This is a genomic window from Afipia sp. GW822-FHT04G07, assembly GCF_058800765.1.
Map to the genome: position 1 here is coordinate 3,351,183 of NZ_JBXAMP010000001.1, position 16,609 is coordinate 3,367,791.

Consider the following 16,609-nt stretch of genomic DNA (forward strand, 5'->3'; position numbering starts at 1 on the left):
TCCTATTAGGAATATTGTCTATGGTGTTGTTATGCTCCTGCACGAATCCATCATCAGAAAGTGGGGCAATGGCGCAGGTCAAATTTTTCGACGAGCGATCCGACCAATCTGAAGTGAAGGCTCGCATCGTACAAAAGTATTTTTACGTCTGGGCGAAAGTAATTATTCCGACCGCTAAACAACGAGAAAAGAAGGTTGCATATATCGATTTGTACGCCGGGCCGGGGCGTTACAAAGATGGTGCAGCTTCAACGCCTCTTATGATCCTAGAGCGTGCGATTGAAGATCCTGATCTAAAGCAAATGCTTGTTACCTTTTTCAATGACGCTAACAAAGACCATACAAATGCTTTGCAGACGGAGATTGAAAAACTCGAAGGGATCGAAACGCTCGCCTTCAAGCCGCATATTTCGTGCGGCGAAGTAGACAAGGATGCAGAAAGCTATTTCAACGAGACGCGTCTTATTCCGTCGTTCTCTTTTGTTGACCCGTTCGGCTACAAGGGTCTCTCTCTAAAGATTGTAAACGGCTTTATCAAAGATTGGGGATGCGATTGCGTCTTCTTTTTTAACTACAACAGGATCAATGCCGGCATTTCAAATCCGGCGGTGAAATCGCACATGGATGCACTTTTCGGCGAGGCTGTCGCCGAAAAGCTCCGAACGATACTTCCGGACATGAGCCCCGAGAAACGGGAGGAAGTGATATTGGAGGAGTTGGCGCAGGCCATTAAAGCGATGGGCGGAAAATATGTCCTTCCATTTCGCTTTAAAAACGCGAAGGGGACACGCACCTCTCACAGCTTAATTTTCGTATCGAAACACTTTAAGGGATACGAAATTATGAAGGACATCATGGCAAAGGAAAGCTCTGTGGCGGATCAGGGGGTTCCTTCATTCACTTACTCACCCGCAGATGCATCAACACCGCTTCTCTTTTCCTTGGCTAGGCCATTTGATGGACTGAAAGATGAGCTTCCAAAAATCTTTGCGGGTGAAACGCTATCAATGAAAGGAATTTACGAACAACACAGCGTCGATACGCCGTTCATCAAGAAGAATTATAAAGACGCGCTTCTCGCTCTAGAAGTTGAAGGCAGAATAAAGGCTAACCCCGATAAGCGAAAAAAAGATACCTTTGCCGACCATGTCATGGTCACGTTTCCATAGGGAAGAATAGATGGCCACAAACTCATCAATTGAGTGGACTGAAGCAACTTGGAACCCCGTTGGTGGATGCACAATCATCTCGCCCGGATGCACCAATTGTTATGCCATGCGCTTAGCAAGCCGCTTAGAGAGAATGGGCCAAACAAAATACGCTGGTACGACAAGGATTAGTGGCGGCCGAGCCAAATGGAACGGCAAGATTGTCCTCGATAGAAAGGCGCTGGAATTACCGCGGACTTGGAGAAAAGGAAAAGTCATTTTCGTGAATTCAATGTCAGACCTTTTTCACGAGGATGTTCCTTTTGATTTTATTCGTGACGTTTTTAACACGATGGTCTCCACGCCACAGCACACTTATCAGGTGCTCACAAAGAGGGCTGAGAGAGTTGAGTCTCTATCTTCTGAACTGGCTTGGCCAAAGAACGTCTGGCTCGGCGTCAGTGTCGAGAGCAAGGAATTCACTTGGCGTATTGATGCTTTGCGCCGTACTGGCGCTGAAATAAAGTTTTTGAGCTTGGAGCCACTCCTTGGTCCGCTGGATAGTTTAAATCTCAAGGATATCGATTGGGCTATTGCCGGAGGGGAAAGTGGACCGGGCGCTCGCGCTATGAACCCGGAATGGGTCAGATCGATCAGAGATCAGTGTAATGCGGCGAATGTCGCCTTCCATTTCAAACAATGGGGTGGCGTAAACAAAAAGAAAACGGGCAGAGTTCTCGATGGCAGAACTTGGGATGAAACACCGCTTCGGAAATGGTTGTCCGAGCCTCATGTAGCTGTTTAAGAGGAACAAAGCGTCATCACCGATGCCCGCTTTCCTTTTGAGCGCCTCACTTAATCTTTGATGTGAACCAAGAGTGCGACGGTCGGGCGAGACGCTTTTCTCCGCCGCAGCTATACGCCGCCTCTTTCATGTAGGCTGGCGGCATTTTAACAAGTGATTTGAAAACGGGAATTTTTGCCATGACCGCCAGTGAACCGATATTGCTCAGCCAGCGCGTCGCGCAGGTGTGTCTTTTTCTGGCGGGAGCCATCGCCATCTTCGGCGGCACGCTGCAGATGTATCTCGGCCAGCCGGAGACATCGCCGCGGCTCGACAACGTGCATCGCTTCATGGGCGGCATCTATCTGATGTCGGGCGTCACCGGGCTCTGGGTTGCGGCGACCATCCGTCAGCACAACACGCTGGTCTTCCTGCTCGCGCTCACGGTGCTGCTGGGCGGCCTCGGCCGCGTGCTGTCGATCACCAAGGTCGGCCTGCCCGAACCGGCGGCGGTCTGGATCGGCTATCTGGTTCCTGAACTGGTGCTGCCGTGGATCATCATCGCGGCGCAGATCGTCACCAACCGCGCGATGGGCGGATCGCCGAACTGACTGCCGATGGGCGCGGCGTTACTTTCCGCCCTCTACAAACCTCTTAAACGCCTCTGCGTAATCCGGATGCCAGCGTGACAGCGGCGGGCGGTTCTCCACGATATCGCCCATCGCCCATGTCATGCGTTTCTCGTCGAGCGCGCGCGGCACGTCGTTGTCCGGGCAGAGAATATAGAAATCGCCTTTGCCGAGACTGTCGATCATGAACTCGATGGTCTGGTCCGCCGTCCATGCGCCTGCAGGCTTTTCCGTGCGGTTGCGCGCGGTAAGGCCCGTAAAGACAAAACCCGGAATCAGCAGATGCGCGCTCACCTGACAATCGGGCGTGTTGCGCAGTTCGTGCTGCAGCGCCTCGGTGAACGCCTTCACGCCGGCCTTGGCGACGTTGTAGGCCGGGTCGCCCGGCGGCGTGGTGATGCCCTGCTTGGAGCCGGTGTTGATGATCAGCCCCGGCTCGCCGCGCGCGATCATGCCCGGCGCGAACACCTGTGCGCCGTGGATGATGCCCCACAGGTTGACGTTGAGGACGTGCTGCCACGTATTCGCCGGGCCGAACATCTGGCTGCCGGGCTGGATGCCGGCATTGTTCATCAGCACGTCGGTGCCGCCGAACCGCGCGCGCACGGCGGATTCCAGCCGTTCGATCTGTTCGCGATGGCTGACGTCGATCGCGAGCGACATGATGTTGTCGCTGCCGCCGGGCGCCACGTAGGTCAGCAGTTCAGCTGCGCGGGCGAGCTTCTCGTCGTCGTGGTCCGCGATGCAGACTTTCAGGCCGAGCCTGGCGAAATGACTGGCGGCGGCGAGGCCGATGCCGGAGGCGCCGCCGGTGATGACCGCGACGGCATTCGGGGTGAGGGCGGGATGGGACACGTGACTTCTCCGGGACGATGTTGATGTCGAAGCGCAGGCCGCATGAAACAGCGCTGCCCCAATTTAGCTTCGCTTGTGAGCGGGAATATGTCACGCGCCGTGGGCGGTTGCCGAACCGGTTGAGTTTGCACGCGCATTCGGGATTTGAACGGCGGGCCGCCGTCATTGTTCGAACGCAAATCCCGTGTCATCATCGCAGGATATTATGCAAATGGAGCCATATTTCATGCGCGTGTTCGCGGCCGTCCTCTCCACGCTCCTTCTCGCCACCGCCACGCCGTCGTTTGCCGCGCGTTGCGGCGGCGATTTCCAGACCTTCGTGTCTGCCATGTCGCAGGAGGCGGCGGCGGCGGGGATTTCGCAGGGCGTGATCAGCCAGGCCTTCGCGGGCGTGACGCCGGACCCCGCGGTGCTGTCGTTCGACCGCCGCCAGCGCGGCACCTTCAACAAGACCTTCGAGCAGTACGTCTCCACCCGCGTCGGCGCCGGGCGCATCAACACCGGCAAGGCGATGATGCAGCGTCATGCGGCGCTGCTGGGGCGGATCGAGCAGCGCTTCGGCGTGCCGAAGGAAATCGTGGTTGCGATCTGGGGTCTGGAATCGGATTTCGGCAAGGGCGATATCGGCAAGATGCCGGTGATCCGCACGCTCACGACCATGGCGCATGATTGCCGCCGCACCGAACTGTTTCAGGGCGAACTGCTGGCGGCGCTGAAGATTCTCCAGCGCGGCGATCTTCCGCAGCGCGATCTGGTCGGCGCGTTTGCCGGTGAACTCGGCCAGACGCAATTCCTGCCGTCGTCCTATATCAAGTACGGCGTCGATTTCGACGGCAACGGCCATGTCGATCTGCGCCACAGCGTGCCGGACGTGCTTGCTTCCACCGCCAATCTTCTCAAGACCGCGGGGTTCAAGGGCGGCCAGCCGTATGGCGAAGGCACCGCGAACTTCGAGGCCATGCGCGAATGGAACAGGGCGACCATCTATCGCAAGACCATCGGCTATTTCGCCGATCGTCTTGCGGAGCGGTGATCGCTCGCCAGGGTTTTAGGCAACATGGAATGAAAAGGGCGGCAGTGATGCCGCCCTTTTTGATGAGACGAATTGGCTCGCTTCACATCTTCGTCTTGGCATAGGCGACGAGCTGGTCGAGCGCCGTGCCCCAGCCGTTGTGAAACCCCATGTCCTCATGGGTTTTCTTCCCGGCCTCGTCCTTGTGAATTGCACATGCGGTATACTTCGTGCCGCCCGTGACCGGCTCCATGAGGACAACGCCGGTGAAGAACCCGTCGTCGCGCGGCCGGAAGCCGGGCAGAAGCGCGTCGGTGAAGACAAGCTTGCGGTGATCCACGACTTCGAGACAGCAGCCGATATTGTTCATGTCCTGCCCTTCGGGTGAGCGCATCACGGTGCGAAAGATGCCACCGGGTCGCAGGTCGATCTCGCAGTCCACCGTTTTCCACGGCGCGGGCGTGAACCACTGCATCAGGTGCTTCGGCTCGGTCCATGCCTTCCAGACCAGTTCGACGGGTACATCAATGGTCCGTTCAAGAACGAGATCGAGTTTGGGATCGATTTTGTACGCGGTCACTTTCGTTTCTCCATGGCGTTGAGTTGTCTGAGGTAATCGTCGAGCTGGTCGAGTCTTCTGGTCCAGAGCGTGCGCTGCGCGCCGATCCAGCCTTCGGCGTCCTCGAGTGGCTTCGGTTTGAGGTGGCAGGTGCGCACCCGCCCGACCTTTTTCGAGCGGACGAGGCCGCATTCCTCCAGCACCTTGAGATGCTGAAGAAACGTCGGCAGCGCCATGTCGAACGGCTGCGCGAGGTCGCTGACCGTGGCCGGCCCGGAGCTGAGGGTTGCGAGCACCGCGCGCCGGGTCGGATCGGAGAGGGCGCGAAACGTGTCGCTAAGGCGGGTTTGTTGGTTAGTCATGTGGCTAACTATATTCGCGCGGAAAGTTAGGTCAATGCCTAAGTGTTGCGGCGTGCGGTCGCAGGGGCCGTGTCGCGAAACTAAGGTCAGACAAATGTGATTTGAGGTTCGTACACGCTGCGCGGAGAACAGAAGCGAGGGCTGAAATGCCAGACCTGGAATAATGCGAGGCTTGAATACGGAGCTTAGGCTACGAGCCTGGAATGTGCGGGCCGGGAGCAAGCTCAACCGGCAGCTCGGGCGAAGCAGCTCCGCCCGAGCCACTTCAAACTTTAGAACTACTTCTTGGCCTTCGCCTTCTTGGCCTTCTTTACGGTCTTCTTCGCCTTCTTCGCCTTCTTGGCTTTCTTCGCCATAACATCCCTCATGGGGTTTGAGTTGACGTCAACGTCACGAGGCATGCTCGGCGATAGGCCAGCGCGCAGCCTCGACTCCAATCCGAGCCGATTCGCTGAAATTTGTCGCCTGTTTTTCAACATTGTGCAGGCTTCGTGACAGCGTCGCCCCTTTTTCCTGTGGATGACGGCCGCGCAGTCAGGGTTAACAGCTCGCAAAGCTCTTTCGTTTCACTTTCGCGATCGCACGTGACACGCGCCTTGATGCGTGAATGGCTTTCGTTTCGCCATGCGCGTTCGCGGCGTTCATCAATTCACAACCACAGCGCGGTTTATCCGGTGCGGGTCAGACTCCGTTAATCGCGACCCTGCAAGGATGCATCCGGCTTCGGGGGGAGGCAGATTCCGAAACATACGGGATCGGGAGCGGGTGATGGATCGCACAATGATCGATATCAGGGACAGGGCACAAGACGCGGGCAACCGCGCACCCTGGACTCACCCATGCTAAGCGTTCCGACCCTCTGGATCGTCTTCGTCGTCAATTTCACCGCGATCGGTGTCATCTGGACCTACGTCGCGCGTAGCTATCCGAACCTCGAAGCAGCCCGTTTCTGGACCGGCGGCGCGTTTGTCGCGGCGCTTGGCGCCGCCGTCGCGATGTCGCGCAGCGCCATCGATCCCGAGGCGCGGGTGCTCATGCTCATTCCGCTGGTGATCGGCGGCTCGATCCTGGTTCTCGCGATCTGCCTTGCGGCGATGGGCATCAGGCAGTTTTACGGCAAGCCGGTGTCATGGCGCTCCACGGCGATCATCGCCGGCGTCAATTTTGTCGGCCTCTCGTATTTCGTCTGGCATGACAGCATGCCGATGCGCATCCTGATCTACTCGGTGTGCCAGTCGCTGCCGATCGTCATGACGCTGCCCCTGCTGCTGTCGCGCCAGAACAGGCACAAGCACCCCGGCGCATTTCTGGCCGGCATGATCGCGATCCTGATGATCGCCATCTATGCCCTGCGTTCCGTCGCGGGCCTGCTGCACGTCGGCGGCAATGTCTCTCTGGTCGATTTCAACCAGTTTCAGGCCATGTTGATCCTGATGCTGGTTTTCCTGTCCATGATGTGGAATTTCGGCTTCCTGCTGATGACCATCGACCGGCTGCGCGCCGAGGTCGCGGATCTCGCGATGTTCGACGATCTCACCGGCGTCGCCAATCGCCGCCAGTTGCTGGCCCGGCTCGACGAGGAATGCGCCCGCTCCGGCCGGACCGGCGATGCATTCGCGCTGCTGATGATCGATCTCGACGGCTTCAAGGAAGTCAACGACGGCCACGGCCATGCCGCGGGCGACGAGTGCCTGCGGCTGTTCACCCGCGCGGCCGGAAGCCGGCTGCGCACCGGCGATCTGCTCGCTCGCATGGGCGGCGACGAATTCTGCGTGGTGCTGCCGTCGACGACGTTGCGCGAAGGTGCGATGGTCGCGCGCCATGTGCTGGAAGCCTGCCAGAGCGAGACTGTGCAGTGGAACGGCGCGCCGCTGGCGCTGACCGCCTCGATTGGCGTCGCGCAGTGGCGATCCGAAATCGGCCTGAATTCGGACCGGCTGATCGCCGCTGCCGACCGGGCACTCTACATGGCCAAGAAGGACGGCAAGAACGGCTATGCGGTGTTCGACGCGACCCCGCTGGAAGCCGAGCCGGTGATGCGCAAGACGGCCTGAGAGCTGGACGGCAGTGCGCCGTCCCTCCCTCGAATATGGATTATTTCTCTTCCTCGAATGTCACGGCGACATCGGCATTGGCCGACAGCCTGACCTTGTCGCCTTCCACGCCGGCAACCAGTCCCTGCTCGATATAGTGATGGTGGCCCTTGTGCCGGCCCACTCCGCTGTCCGCTTTGGTCAGCTTGATCCGGCCGCCCTCCATGCGATCGACGGTGCCGACATGCACGCCGTCCGCCCCGATGACTTCCATGTGTTCTTTGATTGCGTTTGCGCTCATCTGGGTCTCCTTTCGTGACACCCGTTAACGCGCGGATGGCCAAAGCGTTCAGACCGGGGCGCGGCTTATTGGGCTGATCCGCCAGATAGATCACCGCCGGGCCAACAGAAGTGCTAGCGTCGCGCAGGTAATACGCACCGGCAACAGGAGGGACGCGATGGCAAAAGGCAAGGACAAGGGCAGCAAGGAAGCCAAGAAACCGAAGGCCGACAAGAACGCGCCGAAGGGCGCCGGCTCCAGCTATCAGCAGAGCAAGGGCGGCAAGAAGTAGCGCGCGGACCTCGCTTTTTCTTCAGACACGAGACCATCGCCGGATCGTAAGATCCGGCGATTTTTGTTGGATGGCAGGCTGATCGCGGTGCCGTTACGGCCTATCTCGATCCAGCGTTCGAGAACCAGAGCGTTGCGTTATAGAGATCGGTATTGGCCTGATCCGGCGACGCCGAGGGGGTCACCTTGTGATCGGCCACCAGCAGATGCGCCCCGGTCTTCACAATGGGAACGGACGCCACGCCATCGGCGTCGGCAATAAAACGCGGAATATCTTTTTCTGGAATGGCGGTGACTCCGTCGCCGCGTTCAACGGCCGCGCCGGGCAGCGGCTGTCCGCGAAAATAGACCCGCAGCCTGAGTGTGTCGCCGGCTTTGGCCGCGGCGGGATCGGACAGCGGCACGAGTTCAAGTTCGTGGCCCAGAACGGTCTGCCATGGCGAACCGGGGCCGCTCACGGCCTTGGCGAATTTCGCGGACCACAGCGTTTCCACTGCATCGGGCACAAGACGCCGCGTGGCGTTGCGGATTGTGCCGTCCTGCTGCCGCACCCAGAGACCGTTGTCGTAGCGGGCTGCGAACAGGCTACGGCCGTCGTCCGCGAACGGGCGCGTGGTGGCGACGCCAAAGCCGCTCTCCTGCGTGGCCGTGATGCCGGCGAGTAATGATGACCTGCCGCCGGAGGTGACGGCATCGAGATCGAGAATCTTGTCGGGCATAGTGGGCGGCCGGTCGTCGGGATGCCCATAATTGACCACAACCCGGCGCTGCTGCGCGTCGCCCGCGAAGCTCAGCCACATGTCATGAGCGAGTGCGGCAGAGGGGAGCGTCGCCGCGATGAGAAGCGCGAACGCCGCGCGAGACAATCCACGGTTCATTTGGTCACCATTGAAGAGGCGGCCGACGCCACCGCGGTCGGAAAGCGGTAGGTCACGCCGCCGAGCACGGTCAATACCGGCTGCGCGCTGACGAAAATATCCGCGGAGGTGGCCCCGGTCGGATTGCCGAAATTGATCGCGATCTCGCTCAGGCGATTGCCGGGATACCATGTGGCCTGCGTGAACGCGCTCCAGCCGTCGCTCCATGTGTAGGCGAGCTTGCCGGTCACGCGCGCATACGGCGACGTGGTGATCGCTCCGTCTTGCGTCAGGTTTTTCTTGCCGACGAACGTGACATAGGCGCTGCCGGAGAAGCGCTCCGCGTTGCGATGGGCGACATCGAAATCGATGCCGACATTGGCGATATAATCCGGCACGTTGGGCACGAAGTAGGACGGCGCGGCATCGAGCAGTTGCGCGCGCACGCCGCTGTAGTTCGCGAACACCGCGACGCTGTTCGCCGGGTCCTTGATCACGAAGAACCGCCCGTCGAGATCGAAGCCGTCGCGCCGCGCCTTGCCGAGGAACGTGACCGGAAGCCCCGGCGCCGGCTGGAAGGATTCGTTCTGCGAATCCGTCGTCCAGTAATCGGCAAGAAATTTGAACCGGTCGAACGTGAACTGCACGCCGCCTTCCGTGCTGACGATCCTGAACGGCTGGATGCCGGGATTGCCGATCAGCTCCAGCGGCACGTCGATGCTGCGGAAGCCTTGTCCATAGTTCGCGAACAGCTCGAGCCAGCGCACCGGCGTGATCGCAATCCCGAGCTTGGGGCTGGCGATGCCGGGCGAAATGTTCGGCGTGCCGCCGGGTGTCAGCCGGTCGTTGATGTCGTAGATGAACTGGTCGAAGCGGCCGCCAGCGGTCAGCTTCAGCCACGACACCGGCTTGATCTGGACCTGACCGAACGCCGCGATGTTGTGCTGGGTCACGCCGACATCGATCACCGGCGCGCCGGTGACAACGCGTGCTGTCGTCCCGGCCTGGAAGGCGTTGATGATATCCGTGCGCCAGTTGCTGCCGACCAGCACCTGCACCGGCATGCCGTCGCCGACCGCGCCGCTCCAGACCTTGCTGATGCGGCCGCCGGCCATGGTGCGGTCGTCGTGCTGCCAGCGCTGGCCGCCGCCGAAGTCGGCATAGCGGTTGAAGTAATCATGGCTGACGAACAGCGCGCCCTTGAGTTCCTGATCTTTTGCGCCGGACGCATAATTGACCACGACGTTCTGCAACTGCTTGTTGCCGCCGTCGGTCGCATTGGTCGCCGCGCGCTCCGGCAGCTTGCCGGATAAAATGTCGTCGCGGCTGGCATAGCCCGGCGCGCCGAAGTCCGTGCCGTAGGCCTGCGCGCGGAACGACACCGTCGCGCCGTTGTCGAGCGTGGTCGTGATCTTGTTGAACGAATTATAGCGCTCGATGAAGCTGTTATCGCGGTAGCCGTCGGTGCGGTAACCTTCCAGCGCGAGATACGGCAGCCACGCGCCCTGCGTGGTGCTGAAGGTGGCGACACCGCGCGCCGTGCCCTGCGTGCCGCCGGACAGGCCGACGCTGCCGAACGGCTCGGAGTCTTTCGTGGTGATGTTGACCGAGCCGCCGAGATTGGAATCGCCGTATTCCACCGAGAACGGCCCGCGCACCACCTCGATGCTTTTCACGGTTTCCGGCAGCAGGATGTTGAGGTCGGCGTAGTTCGGCGTATGCAGCGACGAGACCTCGTTGACCGGCACGCCGTCGATATAATACGCGATGTCGCGGCCGTGCTCGGCCTCGGTATAACCGCGCAACGAAATGCCTTGCCCGATCGCGCCCTGGCCGAAGTTCGACACGTTGAAGCCCGGCAGCGAGCGGAAAATATCGGCATAGCTGCCGACAGGCAGCCGCTGGATCTGGCGCGTGTCGATGACGGTGGTGGCCGCCGGAAGCGCCGAGGCGGACGCAGAGACATCGCCGCGTCCGGTGTCGGACGATGGCGCAGCCGTGGCTTGAGACAACGCACGTTGCGCGACGCGGGGCTGGCGCGCGCGCCGTGTCTGCGCCGTGCGCGGAGAGATCACATTAATGGCGGGAAGCGCATTCGCCTCGGGCGCACTTGAAGACAAAGGCGCGGTGGCCGTCTGTGCATGCGCCGCCGCGTGCAGCAACGCCAGTGACGCAACCGCCGCCGGCGCCGAAAGGCGAGCGGATAAAGAACGCAACACATGCCCCCGCATGACAGAAAACGTGGCGTCACCCGTTGTGTCAGGTCACGCCGCACCTCGAATGAACCCGGCAGGGGAAACTAACATCGCGCAGTATGACGATACAAGACAAACGTCATACTCGCCAGCAGCGCATCAATCGAACCAGTCGGCGCGATCTTCCGGGATTTTTCCGCGCGCGCCTGTGTTGGTCACGGCCTTGAACATCTCGCACAACTCGTACTCCAGGAATTCATTGGCGAGGATCAGCGCGCGCACGGTGCTGCGCAGGTCGCCGCCGCATGCCGCGATGGCTTGATCCGCAGCAGCGTCGAGCCGCTCCGATTCCGGCTGCGGGCCGGAGGCGAGATTGTTCAGCATGGCGATGATCCGTATTTCAGTGTGACGCGCATGTTCGCGTTTTGTTCTTGTGGAGTCAAGCAGAACAATCATCCCGGTGCGTTGCTCACGCTCATCATCATGACGCTCGATCAATGACGCTCACGCGCGGCTTGCGATGGCTCAGCGCCGCACGTGAGAAACGAAGCGCCCGCGCATCACATGCGAGACGCAAAAAAACCCGGAGCGAACTCCGGGTTTTCCTGATGAAAGCGATCGGCCGTTACCAGGGATTGTAAGGATTCATATCCACCGGGCTCTGGTCGTTGCTGTGGTTGCGCTGATAGCTGCGCTGGGGGTAGTAGCCGCCGCCGTAGTAGCTGGGCTCGGCATAGCCATAAGCCGGTTCGTCGTAATAGGCGGGGCCGCCGTAGTAATTGTAGGAACTGGCGTTGGCGGCGGCGGCACCCGCAATGAGTGCGCCGGCTGCAATGCCGAAACCGATCGCAGCGTTACGGCCTCCGCGTGCTTCCGCAGGGGCCGAGATTGTCGCGAGTGCGGCGACTGTCGCCAGAGCGATTGCAATGCGTTTCATGAGAAAAATCCTTTCGATGACCGGGACGACAACCCGCCAGCCCGCGAAAAGTTCCGTCCGCTAAGCCGTTGAACCGGCAGGCTCCGTCCGCGTTGTTCGATGTCAGAAAACCGGATCGCAGGAGTGGTCCATGCCCTATGCGCTTTTCGTCGAAAACGAACAGATCAGCCGCTCGCTCCCGACGCAGAACGACGTCTGGCATTATGCCGACGATGCCGGGCTTGTGGTGGACGCGCTGATTCAGGATTCGACCGGCAAGCCCGAGCGCGTGCTTGAGCAGGGCTACAGCATCCGCGAGGCGGAGCCGGAAAGCCCTGCGCGGCCAAAGATTTATTCTTACGAAGGCGACTGGCAAAAGCCGGACGCGGTCGAGGGTGCGGCGAGTGGTGTGGGTGAGGGAATGGAGATTAAGGTGGCGATGTGAGGGGTAAGTCTGACTATTGTCTGGCACTATGCCGTCGATGTTTTCGGTCAGAGTGTGGCTAGGAAGTGCGAGCGCACATTCTTGGACGGGGTTGGTATGGGCGGAAGAAGACAAACCGCTCGCGAGTTTGACGATGATGAAAACGGGAAGAATTCAAGCACACAATTTTAGAGATTGTGACTTCGTTGATCGAAGGAATAAAGCGTGGCAAATACACAAGCGGAATGGCTGGTTCGTCTGACGGACAATGCAGTAGATTTTTTGAATCGTGCGATCGATGATTTCAAGGAAAGGCCAAAGTATTCAATCGTTAATTTTTATACTGCTGTAGAGTTGTTTTTAAAGGCGCGACTTTTGCACGAGCACTGGTCCTTGATTGTCGTCAAAGGACCCGACCGTCAGAAATTCGAGACAGGCGATTTTCAGTCAGTATCATTCGATGACGCCTGCGCAAGACTTCAAAATATTGTTCAAAGCCCTGTTCCTGAAGGAGCCCGCAAGAATTTTGATGCGATCCGCAAGCACCGCAATAAGATGGTCCACTTTTTTCACGAAGACGACGATCTTACAGGTCCAAAGATGGCAGCCATCGCCGGAGAGCAATTGCGTGCGTGGTATGATCTTCACAAGTTGCTGAATGAACATTGGGCCCCGATTTTTGCCAATCACGGCAAGCAGTTCTCATCGATTGAGAAAAGGCTGACGGGACACCGAGAATTCTTGCAAGCTCGGTTTGACGATCTGAAGCCTTCGATAGAAACGGAAATTAGAAAAGGCGTACAGTTTCGCAGCTGTGGCTCGTGCAGGTTTAAGGCTGCGCGCGCCAGCGCAGTCTTGGGTTCTCTTTTCGAATCGGAGTGTTTGGTTTGCCGGTATAGAGACAAGTGGTTCGACTATGATTGCTCCGACTGCGGCACAGTTGGTCCACTGCGCGAGGGCGGGGATTTTGCTTGTCGCAAATGTGGGGCGGGAGATGATCAAGAGGCTATTTTTGATCGCATAAATCAGTTTGTAGTTACTCCCGACAATTATTTTGAGGCTCCGATACCCGCGAATTGCTCAGAGTGCGATGGCTATCGTTCGGTTGCTGAATACGAGGATAAATTCGTCTGTGTGGTCTGCCTCTCGGTTTCCGACGAAGTAAATGCGTGCGGGTGGTGCGGCGAGTTTGGCAATGGCGATATGCAGGATAGCAATATGGCTGGATGCACGGTTTGCGAGGGCAGTATCGGGCACCATATGAGCAAGGACTAGATCACGGCGTCATCGGTGCTTCATTAGCAGGAGTGCTAGCGGATACATCGACTGATTTCTTCCGTGTCGACCTAGCGATCAACAATCAACCACCAGATACGCAAAGTATTTTTTTAGGAAAATAATCCTTGACATTCCTAGGCGCCTAATCCATCCTGACGCCATCCCGCCTCACTTGAGGGGCGTTGCCAGGGACGCTTGATAGCGCGGGGCGGGATGCGGCGCCTGCGCGCGCGGGGAGGGACGTCCTCCTCCGCACTCGGGAGGCCTCGGGTCATCGTCCGGGCTCACTATGGGGCTCTGCCGTTCGCGGCTGGACGCGGACAGGATGAAGGCGGAGAAATCCCGCCGGATAAAGACGCACCGCGTCCGTCCTGTCCCGGAAGTACGATCCCGAGGACAGAAATCGCTGCGGCGGAGCGCTGAAAGGCGTTTCGCGGCTGGCCTCTCGTGGCGACACGATGCCGGCCGCGCACTCAACTCAAGGCGCGTCTTTCGGCGCTCCTCCCCCTCTCTTTGTCCAGAGGCGGCACACGGTTTGAAAACATCGGTGAACGGACATCCGCGCGTCGCGCGGGAAAGCGATGACGCGCGCGTGGTCCTTACACCATTGAAGGGAAAGGAAGCGCGCATGAAGCAGACGATGAAAGCGACAACGCGGAGAGCGCTGGACAGGATCGACGGCGCGCTCGCGGACTATCTGAAGATATCCGGCGCAGCGCCGGAGACACTGGCGTCGGAGGAGGGCATCGCGTTCACGATGCGCCTGGTGTCCGACGTGTCCGAGAACTGGCAGGACTGTCCTGTCAAGCGCTGCCGCCGCGCGCGTTGCTGTCAGGGGCCGGATATGATCTGCCAGCTCGACGGCTTTCCGCGCCTCGATGCGCCGCCCGCCGAGATCGCGCGCGCCAATGCGCGCCTGAGGCGCGCCGCCGTGTGGCATCTCGAAGGGTTCGGATTGCTGTGAGGACGGGCGGCATCGCGCGGCGCGCGCATCGCGGCGTGATGCTATGCGATCTTGAGGATCTCAAGCTCGTGCGCGCCAACGCGCACGGTGTCGCCGACGCTCTTGCCGTAAAGCGCGCGCGCCAGCGGGGCGACATGCGACAGCGTGCCTTTCGCCGGATCGGCCTCATCCTCGCCGACAATGCGGTAGGTCTGTTCGGTGCCGTCGTCGCGCGCGAGCGTGACGGTGTGGCCGAAGCGGACCTGCGACGTGTCTTCGTTGGGCGCGACCACATGTGCGGTCGCGCGGCGCGCGTCCCAGTAGCGCATCTCGCGCAATTCACGCGCGACGGTGTCGCGGTCGTCCGCCGCCAGCGCCTCGGCGTGGGCCTTCTGCGCGCGCGCGAACGCGGCCTCGATCAGCGCGAGGCCTTCGGCCGTCACGTCGTTCGGGTGTTCCGAGATCAGCCGTTCCGGCAGATCGATGACGCTGTCCGCGTCCTGTTCCTTTACAAAAGCTCTGCTCATGGGCTCCATATGGGGTGTGAGGGTGTTCTGACGAGATGTTGCGCCGGTTTGACGCAACTTGCGCCGGACGAATGCGTTCCTATGTGTGGCGTTCTGACTGGAAAGGCGGATATGACCGACGACAGCATCTTCGACCGCACCACGCGCCGCCCCGGTATGAGGCGTCCGCCGATCATCGATCAGGACGGCAACGAGGTGCGCCCGAATTTTGGTGGACGTTTCGGCGCGTCCGGCGCGGGCATCGACTTTCAGGGCCTCCAGGGTGCGCTCGCAGGCGGCCTTGGCGGCATTTCGTTCGGGCCGCTCACGCGCGAGCAGCGTTTCGCGCGGATCGATGCGCTGTCGAAACTGCTCGACGTCGCGTTCGTGCTGCCCGGCACCAATATCCGTTACGGCATCGACGGCCTGATCGGCCTTGTTCCGGTGGTCGGCGATCTTCTGACCACGGCGGTATCACTGTGGATCGTGCGCGAGGCGCGCGCGCTCGGCGCGCCGAAGCATGTGGTGGCGCGGATGCTGGGCAATGTCGCGCTGGACGGCGTTGTCGGTCTGGTGCCGTTCGCAGGCGACGCGTTCGACGTCGTGTTCCGCGCCAACGTGCGCAACATGCGCATCCTCAAGAAGTGGATGGACAAGCAGCCGCGTGCGTAACCGGCGGAGCTTGTCGCAGCTTGATCTTCACAACAGCGATGGGAGACGACGTGGAGAGAGCCGGGGAATCAGCGCAGGATTCAGCCCGCAGCGGTCTGCTTCTCGTCCTCGGGAGCCACGACCGGCTCGGGCCGGTTGCGCTCGAGCGGAAACGCTTCGCTCTCGTACAGCGTGCGGATGCCGCTCTGGTCGAAGCGGGCCTCGTCCACCTGGAGGTAGGCGCCGTTCAGGCTGTCGGCGGGAAGCTGCTCGATCGCGAATTGCACGGCCTCGGCTGCGGTCGGAAACCGGCGGTACGCAAAGCCCGCGCGCTTCTTCTTGCGGATCGCCGCAGGAAAGAGTTCGGCTTCGGTGTTGTAGTTGAACGCAGCCATGATTTCGGCCTTTTCGCTAAGAGATTCGACGGGAACGCACGAAGCTTGCGCAGAACCGCGCGGCCTCAAGTCATTCATTCCAGAACAGACTCTAATATAGGCCTTTTTTCGCCAATTGCGACCCGTCATAAGTGTCATGATGAATGACATGGGTCGCTGCGGCCGGGCCGAATAAGCGCTTGAATTTCAAGCCTCTAGCGGCTCCGGCGGCCGGCGCCTCCGCAATCGCGGATTTGCGTGGCCGCCGTGCCGTGGCGCAGGCGCCGATTTTGTCAGATTTTGCCGAGCAGAAGCAGAATGATCAGGATGACGAGAATGGTGCCGCCGATGCCCATTCCGCCGTGGCCGAGACCGTAACCGTAACCGCCGAAACGGCCGCTGAAGCCTCCCAGCAGAAAAATAATGAGAATAATGACGAGTATCAGTCCGAGCGACATGGTGCTTCTCCTCAGCCCGGCAGCGTGAGCGCTGCCGCCTTCGGCAAGACAAGC

General features: G+C 60.0%; 20 protein-coding genes. 9 read left to right on the top strand and 11 right to left on the bottom strand.

Going from position 1 to position 16,609, the window contains the following annotated elements; genetic code table 11:
- Positions 1 to 68 precede the first annotated feature (68 nt).
- From AC1RKJ_RS16425 to AC1RKJ_RS16435, 3 genes are all read left to right on the top strand, one after another.
- On the top strand, positions 69 to 1,169 hold the full coding sequence (locus AC1RKJ_RS16425; RefSeq protein WP_492791983.1) for a three-Cys-motif partner protein TcmP: 1,101 nt from the start codon (positions 69 to 71) through the stop codon (positions 1,167 to 1,169).
- Between the two features lie 10 nt (positions 1,170 to 1,179).
- Positions 1,180 to 1,953: a DUF5131 family protein gene (locus AC1RKJ_RS16430; protein WP_492791984.1), complete on the top strand. Its 774-nt coding sequence runs from the start codon at positions 1,180 to 1,182 to the stop codon at positions 1,951 to 1,953.
- Positions 1,954 to 2,132: 179 nt separating this feature from the next.
- Positions 2,133 to 2,543, top strand: coding sequence for a DUF4345 domain-containing protein (locus AC1RKJ_RS16435; protein ID WP_492791985.1), 411 nt, complete (start codon positions 2,133 to 2,135; stop codon positions 2,541 to 2,543).
- Positions 2,544 to 2,561: 18 nt separating this feature from the next.
- Here AC1RKJ_RS16435 and AC1RKJ_RS16440 read toward each other — a convergent pair whose 3' ends face one another.
- A complete protein-coding gene (locus AC1RKJ_RS16440) occupies positions 2,562 to 3,416 on the bottom strand; it encodes an SDR family NAD(P)-dependent oxidoreductase (protein ID WP_492791986.1) in 855 nt (284 codons plus the stop codon).
- Positions 3,417 to 3,642: 226 nt separating this feature from the next.
- Between AC1RKJ_RS16440 and AC1RKJ_RS16445 the strand changes: the two genes are divergently transcribed.
- Positions 3,643 to 4,449, top strand: a complete 807-nt coding sequence (locus AC1RKJ_RS16445; protein ID WP_492792774.1) for a lytic murein transglycosylase — start codon at positions 3,643 to 3,645, stop codon at positions 4,447 to 4,449.
- An 82-nt stretch (positions 4,450 to 4,531) separates the two neighbouring features.
- Here the strand turns inward: AC1RKJ_RS16445 and AC1RKJ_RS16450 are convergent, their stop codons facing one another.
- The gene (locus AC1RKJ_RS16450; RefSeq protein WP_492791987.1) at positions 4,532 to 5,008 is read right to left on the bottom strand and encodes an SRPBCC family protein; all 477 of its coding nucleotides are present in this window, start codon (positions 5,006 to 5,008) and stop codon (positions 4,532 to 4,534) included.
- Positions 5,005 to 5,349: an ArsR/SmtB family transcription factor gene (locus AC1RKJ_RS16455; protein ID WP_492791988.1), complete on the bottom strand. Its 345-nt coding sequence runs from the start codon at positions 5,347 to 5,349 to the stop codon at positions 5,005 to 5,007. The genes AC1RKJ_RS16450 and AC1RKJ_RS16455 overlap by 4 nt, the downstream gene beginning before the upstream one ends.
- 839 nt (positions 5,350 to 6,188) lie before the next feature.
- Here AC1RKJ_RS16455 and AC1RKJ_RS16460 point away from each other — a divergent pair.
- Positions 6,189 to 7,403: a GGDEF domain-containing protein gene (locus AC1RKJ_RS16460; RefSeq protein ID WP_492791989.1), complete on the top strand. Its 1,215-nt coding sequence runs from the start codon at positions 6,189 to 6,191 to the stop codon at positions 7,401 to 7,403.
- A 40-nt stretch (positions 7,404 to 7,443) separates the two neighbouring features.
- Here the strand turns inward: AC1RKJ_RS16460 and AC1RKJ_RS16465 are convergent, their stop codons facing one another.
- The 5 genes from AC1RKJ_RS16465 to AC1RKJ_RS16485 form a co-directional block, all read right to left on the bottom strand.
- Positions 7,444 to 7,683 carry a DUF2171 domain-containing protein gene (locus AC1RKJ_RS16465; RefSeq protein ID WP_492791990.1) on the bottom strand — a complete coding sequence of 80 codons (240 nt, stop codon included), beginning with the start codon at positions 7,681 to 7,683 and terminating at the stop codon, positions 7,444 to 7,446.
- 371 nt (positions 7,684 to 8,054) lie between these two features.
- Positions 8,055 to 8,831, bottom strand: coding sequence for a DUF4198 domain-containing protein (locus AC1RKJ_RS16470; protein ID WP_492791991.1), 777 nt, complete (start codon positions 8,829 to 8,831; stop codon positions 8,055 to 8,057).
- The gene (locus AC1RKJ_RS16475; RefSeq protein ID WP_492791992.1) at positions 8,828 to 11,026 is read right to left on the bottom strand and encodes a TonB-dependent receptor; all 2,199 of its coding nucleotides are present in this window, start codon (positions 11,024 to 11,026) and stop codon (positions 8,828 to 8,830) included. The genes AC1RKJ_RS16470 and AC1RKJ_RS16475 overlap by 4 nt, the downstream gene beginning before the upstream one ends.
- Positions 11,027 to 11,164: 138 nt before the next feature.
- Positions 11,165 to 11,389: a hypothetical protein gene (locus AC1RKJ_RS16480; protein ID WP_492791993.1), complete on the bottom strand. Its 225-nt coding sequence runs from the start codon at positions 11,387 to 11,389 to the stop codon at positions 11,165 to 11,167.
- A gap of 241 nt (positions 11,390 to 11,630) precedes the next feature.
- Positions 11,631 to 11,942 (bottom strand): hypothetical protein, encoded by a 312-nt coding sequence (locus AC1RKJ_RS16485; protein WP_492791994.1) that lies wholly within the window; start codon positions 11,940 to 11,942, stop codon positions 11,631 to 11,633.
- Between the two features lie 130 nt (positions 11,943 to 12,072).
- Between AC1RKJ_RS16485 and AC1RKJ_RS16490 the strand changes: the two genes are divergently transcribed.
- The 3 genes from AC1RKJ_RS16490 to AC1RKJ_RS16500 all read left to right on the top strand — a co-directional run bounded on the left by AC1RKJ_RS16490 (position 12,073) and on the right by AC1RKJ_RS16500 (position 14,587).
- Positions 12,073 to 12,366: a hypothetical protein gene (locus AC1RKJ_RS16490; protein ID WP_492791995.1), complete on the top strand. Its 294-nt coding sequence runs from the start codon at positions 12,073 to 12,075 to the stop codon at positions 12,364 to 12,366.
- Between the two features lie 204 nt (positions 12,367 to 12,570).
- Positions 12,571 to 13,620 (top strand): DUF3644 domain-containing protein, encoded by a 1,050-nt coding sequence (locus AC1RKJ_RS16495; RefSeq protein ID WP_492791996.1) that lies wholly within the window; start codon positions 12,571 to 12,573, stop codon positions 13,618 to 13,620.
- Positions 13,621 to 14,251: 631 nt separating this feature from the next.
- Positions 14,252 to 14,587 carry a hypothetical protein gene (locus AC1RKJ_RS16500; RefSeq protein WP_492791997.1) on the top strand — a complete coding sequence of 112 codons (336 nt, stop codon included), beginning with the start codon at positions 14,252 to 14,254 and terminating at the stop codon, positions 14,585 to 14,587.
- A 41-nt stretch (positions 14,588 to 14,628) separates the two neighbouring features.
- On the opposite strand, the gene greA is transcribed toward AC1RKJ_RS16500, so the two are convergent.
- Positions 14,629 to 15,093, bottom strand: a complete 465-nt coding sequence (gene greA / locus AC1RKJ_RS16505) for a transcription elongation factor GreA (RefSeq protein ID WP_492791998.1) — start codon at positions 15,091 to 15,093, stop codon at positions 14,629 to 14,631.
- A 111-nt stretch (positions 15,094 to 15,204) separates the two neighbouring features.
- On the opposite strand from greA, the gene AC1RKJ_RS16510 reads away from it, so the two are divergent.
- Positions 15,205 to 15,744: a DUF4112 domain-containing protein gene (locus AC1RKJ_RS16510; protein ID WP_492791999.1), complete on the top strand. Its 540-nt coding sequence runs from the start codon at positions 15,205 to 15,207 to the stop codon at positions 15,742 to 15,744.
- Between the two features lie 80 nt (positions 15,745 to 15,824).
- Here the strand turns inward: AC1RKJ_RS16510 and AC1RKJ_RS16515 are convergent, their stop codons facing one another.
- Together AC1RKJ_RS16515 and AC1RKJ_RS16520 are read right to left on the bottom strand one after the other, a co-directional pair.
- Complete coding sequence (locus AC1RKJ_RS16515) at positions 15,825 to 16,118, bottom strand: hypothetical protein (protein ID WP_492792000.1); 294 nt, start codon at positions 16,116 to 16,118, stop codon at positions 15,825 to 15,827.
- Positions 16,119 to 16,390: 272 nt separating this feature from the next.
- Positions 16,391 to 16,555, bottom strand: a complete 165-nt coding sequence (locus AC1RKJ_RS16520; RefSeq protein ID WP_492792001.1) for a DUF3309 family protein — start codon at positions 16,553 to 16,555, stop codon at positions 16,391 to 16,393.
- Between the last annotated feature and the right edge of the window lie 54 nt (positions 16,556 to 16,609).

Excerpts from the sequence above, each read along its gene's own strand:
- AC1RKJ_RS16425 (WP_492791983.1), top strand. The coding sequence starts at position 69 with ATGGCGCAGGTCAAATTTTTCGACGAGCGATCCGACCAATCTGAAGTG.
- AC1RKJ_RS16430 (WP_492791984.1), top strand. The coding sequence starts at position 1,180 with ATGGCCACAAACTCATCAATTGAGTGGACTGAAGCAACTTGGAACCCC.
- AC1RKJ_RS16435 (WP_492791985.1), top strand. The coding sequence starts at position 2,133 with ATGACCGCCAGTGAACCGATATTGCTCAGCCAGCGCGTCGCGCAGGTG.
- AC1RKJ_RS16445 (WP_492792774.1), top strand. The coding sequence starts at position 3,643 with ATGCGCGTGTTCGCGGCCGTCCTCTCCACGCTCCTTCTCGCCACCGCC.
- AC1RKJ_RS16455 (WP_492791988.1), bottom strand. The coding sequence starts at position 5,349 with ATGACTAACCAACAAACCCGCCTTAGCGACACGTTTCGCGCCCTCTCC.
- AC1RKJ_RS16460 (WP_492791989.1), top strand. The coding sequence starts at position 6,189 with ATGCTAAGCGTTCCGACCCTCTGGATCGTCTTCGTCGTCAATTTCACC.
- AC1RKJ_RS16465 (WP_492791990.1), bottom strand. The coding sequence starts at position 7,683 with ATGAGCGCAAACGCAATCAAAGAACACATGGAAGTCATCGGGGCGGAC.
- AC1RKJ_RS16470 (WP_492791991.1), bottom strand. The coding sequence starts at position 8,831 with ATGAACCGTGGATTGTCTCGCGCGGCGTTCGCGCTTCTCATCGCGGCG.
- AC1RKJ_RS16480 (WP_492791993.1), bottom strand. The coding sequence starts at position 11,389 with ATGCTGAACAATCTCGCCTCCGGCCCGCAGCCGGAATCGGAGCGGCTC.
- AC1RKJ_RS16485 (WP_492791994.1), bottom strand. The coding sequence starts at position 11,942 with ATGAAACGCATTGCAATCGCTCTGGCGACAGTCGCCGCACTCGCGACA.
- AC1RKJ_RS16490 (WP_492791995.1), top strand. The coding sequence starts at position 12,073 with ATGCCCTATGCGCTTTTCGTCGAAAACGAACAGATCAGCCGCTCGCTC.
- AC1RKJ_RS16500 (WP_492791997.1), top strand. The coding sequence starts at position 14,252 with ATGAAGCAGACGATGAAAGCGACAACGCGGAGAGCGCTGGACAGGATC.
- greA (WP_492791998.1), bottom strand. The coding sequence starts at position 15,093 with ATGAGCAGAGCTTTTGTAAAGGAACAGGACGCGGACAGCGTCATCGAT.
- AC1RKJ_RS16510 (WP_492791999.1), top strand. The coding sequence starts at position 15,205 with ATGACCGACGACAGCATCTTCGACCGCACCACGCGCCGCCCCGGTATG.
- AC1RKJ_RS16515 (WP_492792000.1), bottom strand. The coding sequence starts at position 16,118 with ATGGCTGCGTTCAACTACAACACCGAAGCCGAACTCTTTCCTGCGGCG.
- AC1RKJ_RS16520 (WP_492792001.1), bottom strand. The coding sequence starts at position 16,555 with ATGTCGCTCGGACTGATACTCGTCATTATTCTCATTATTTTTCTGCTG.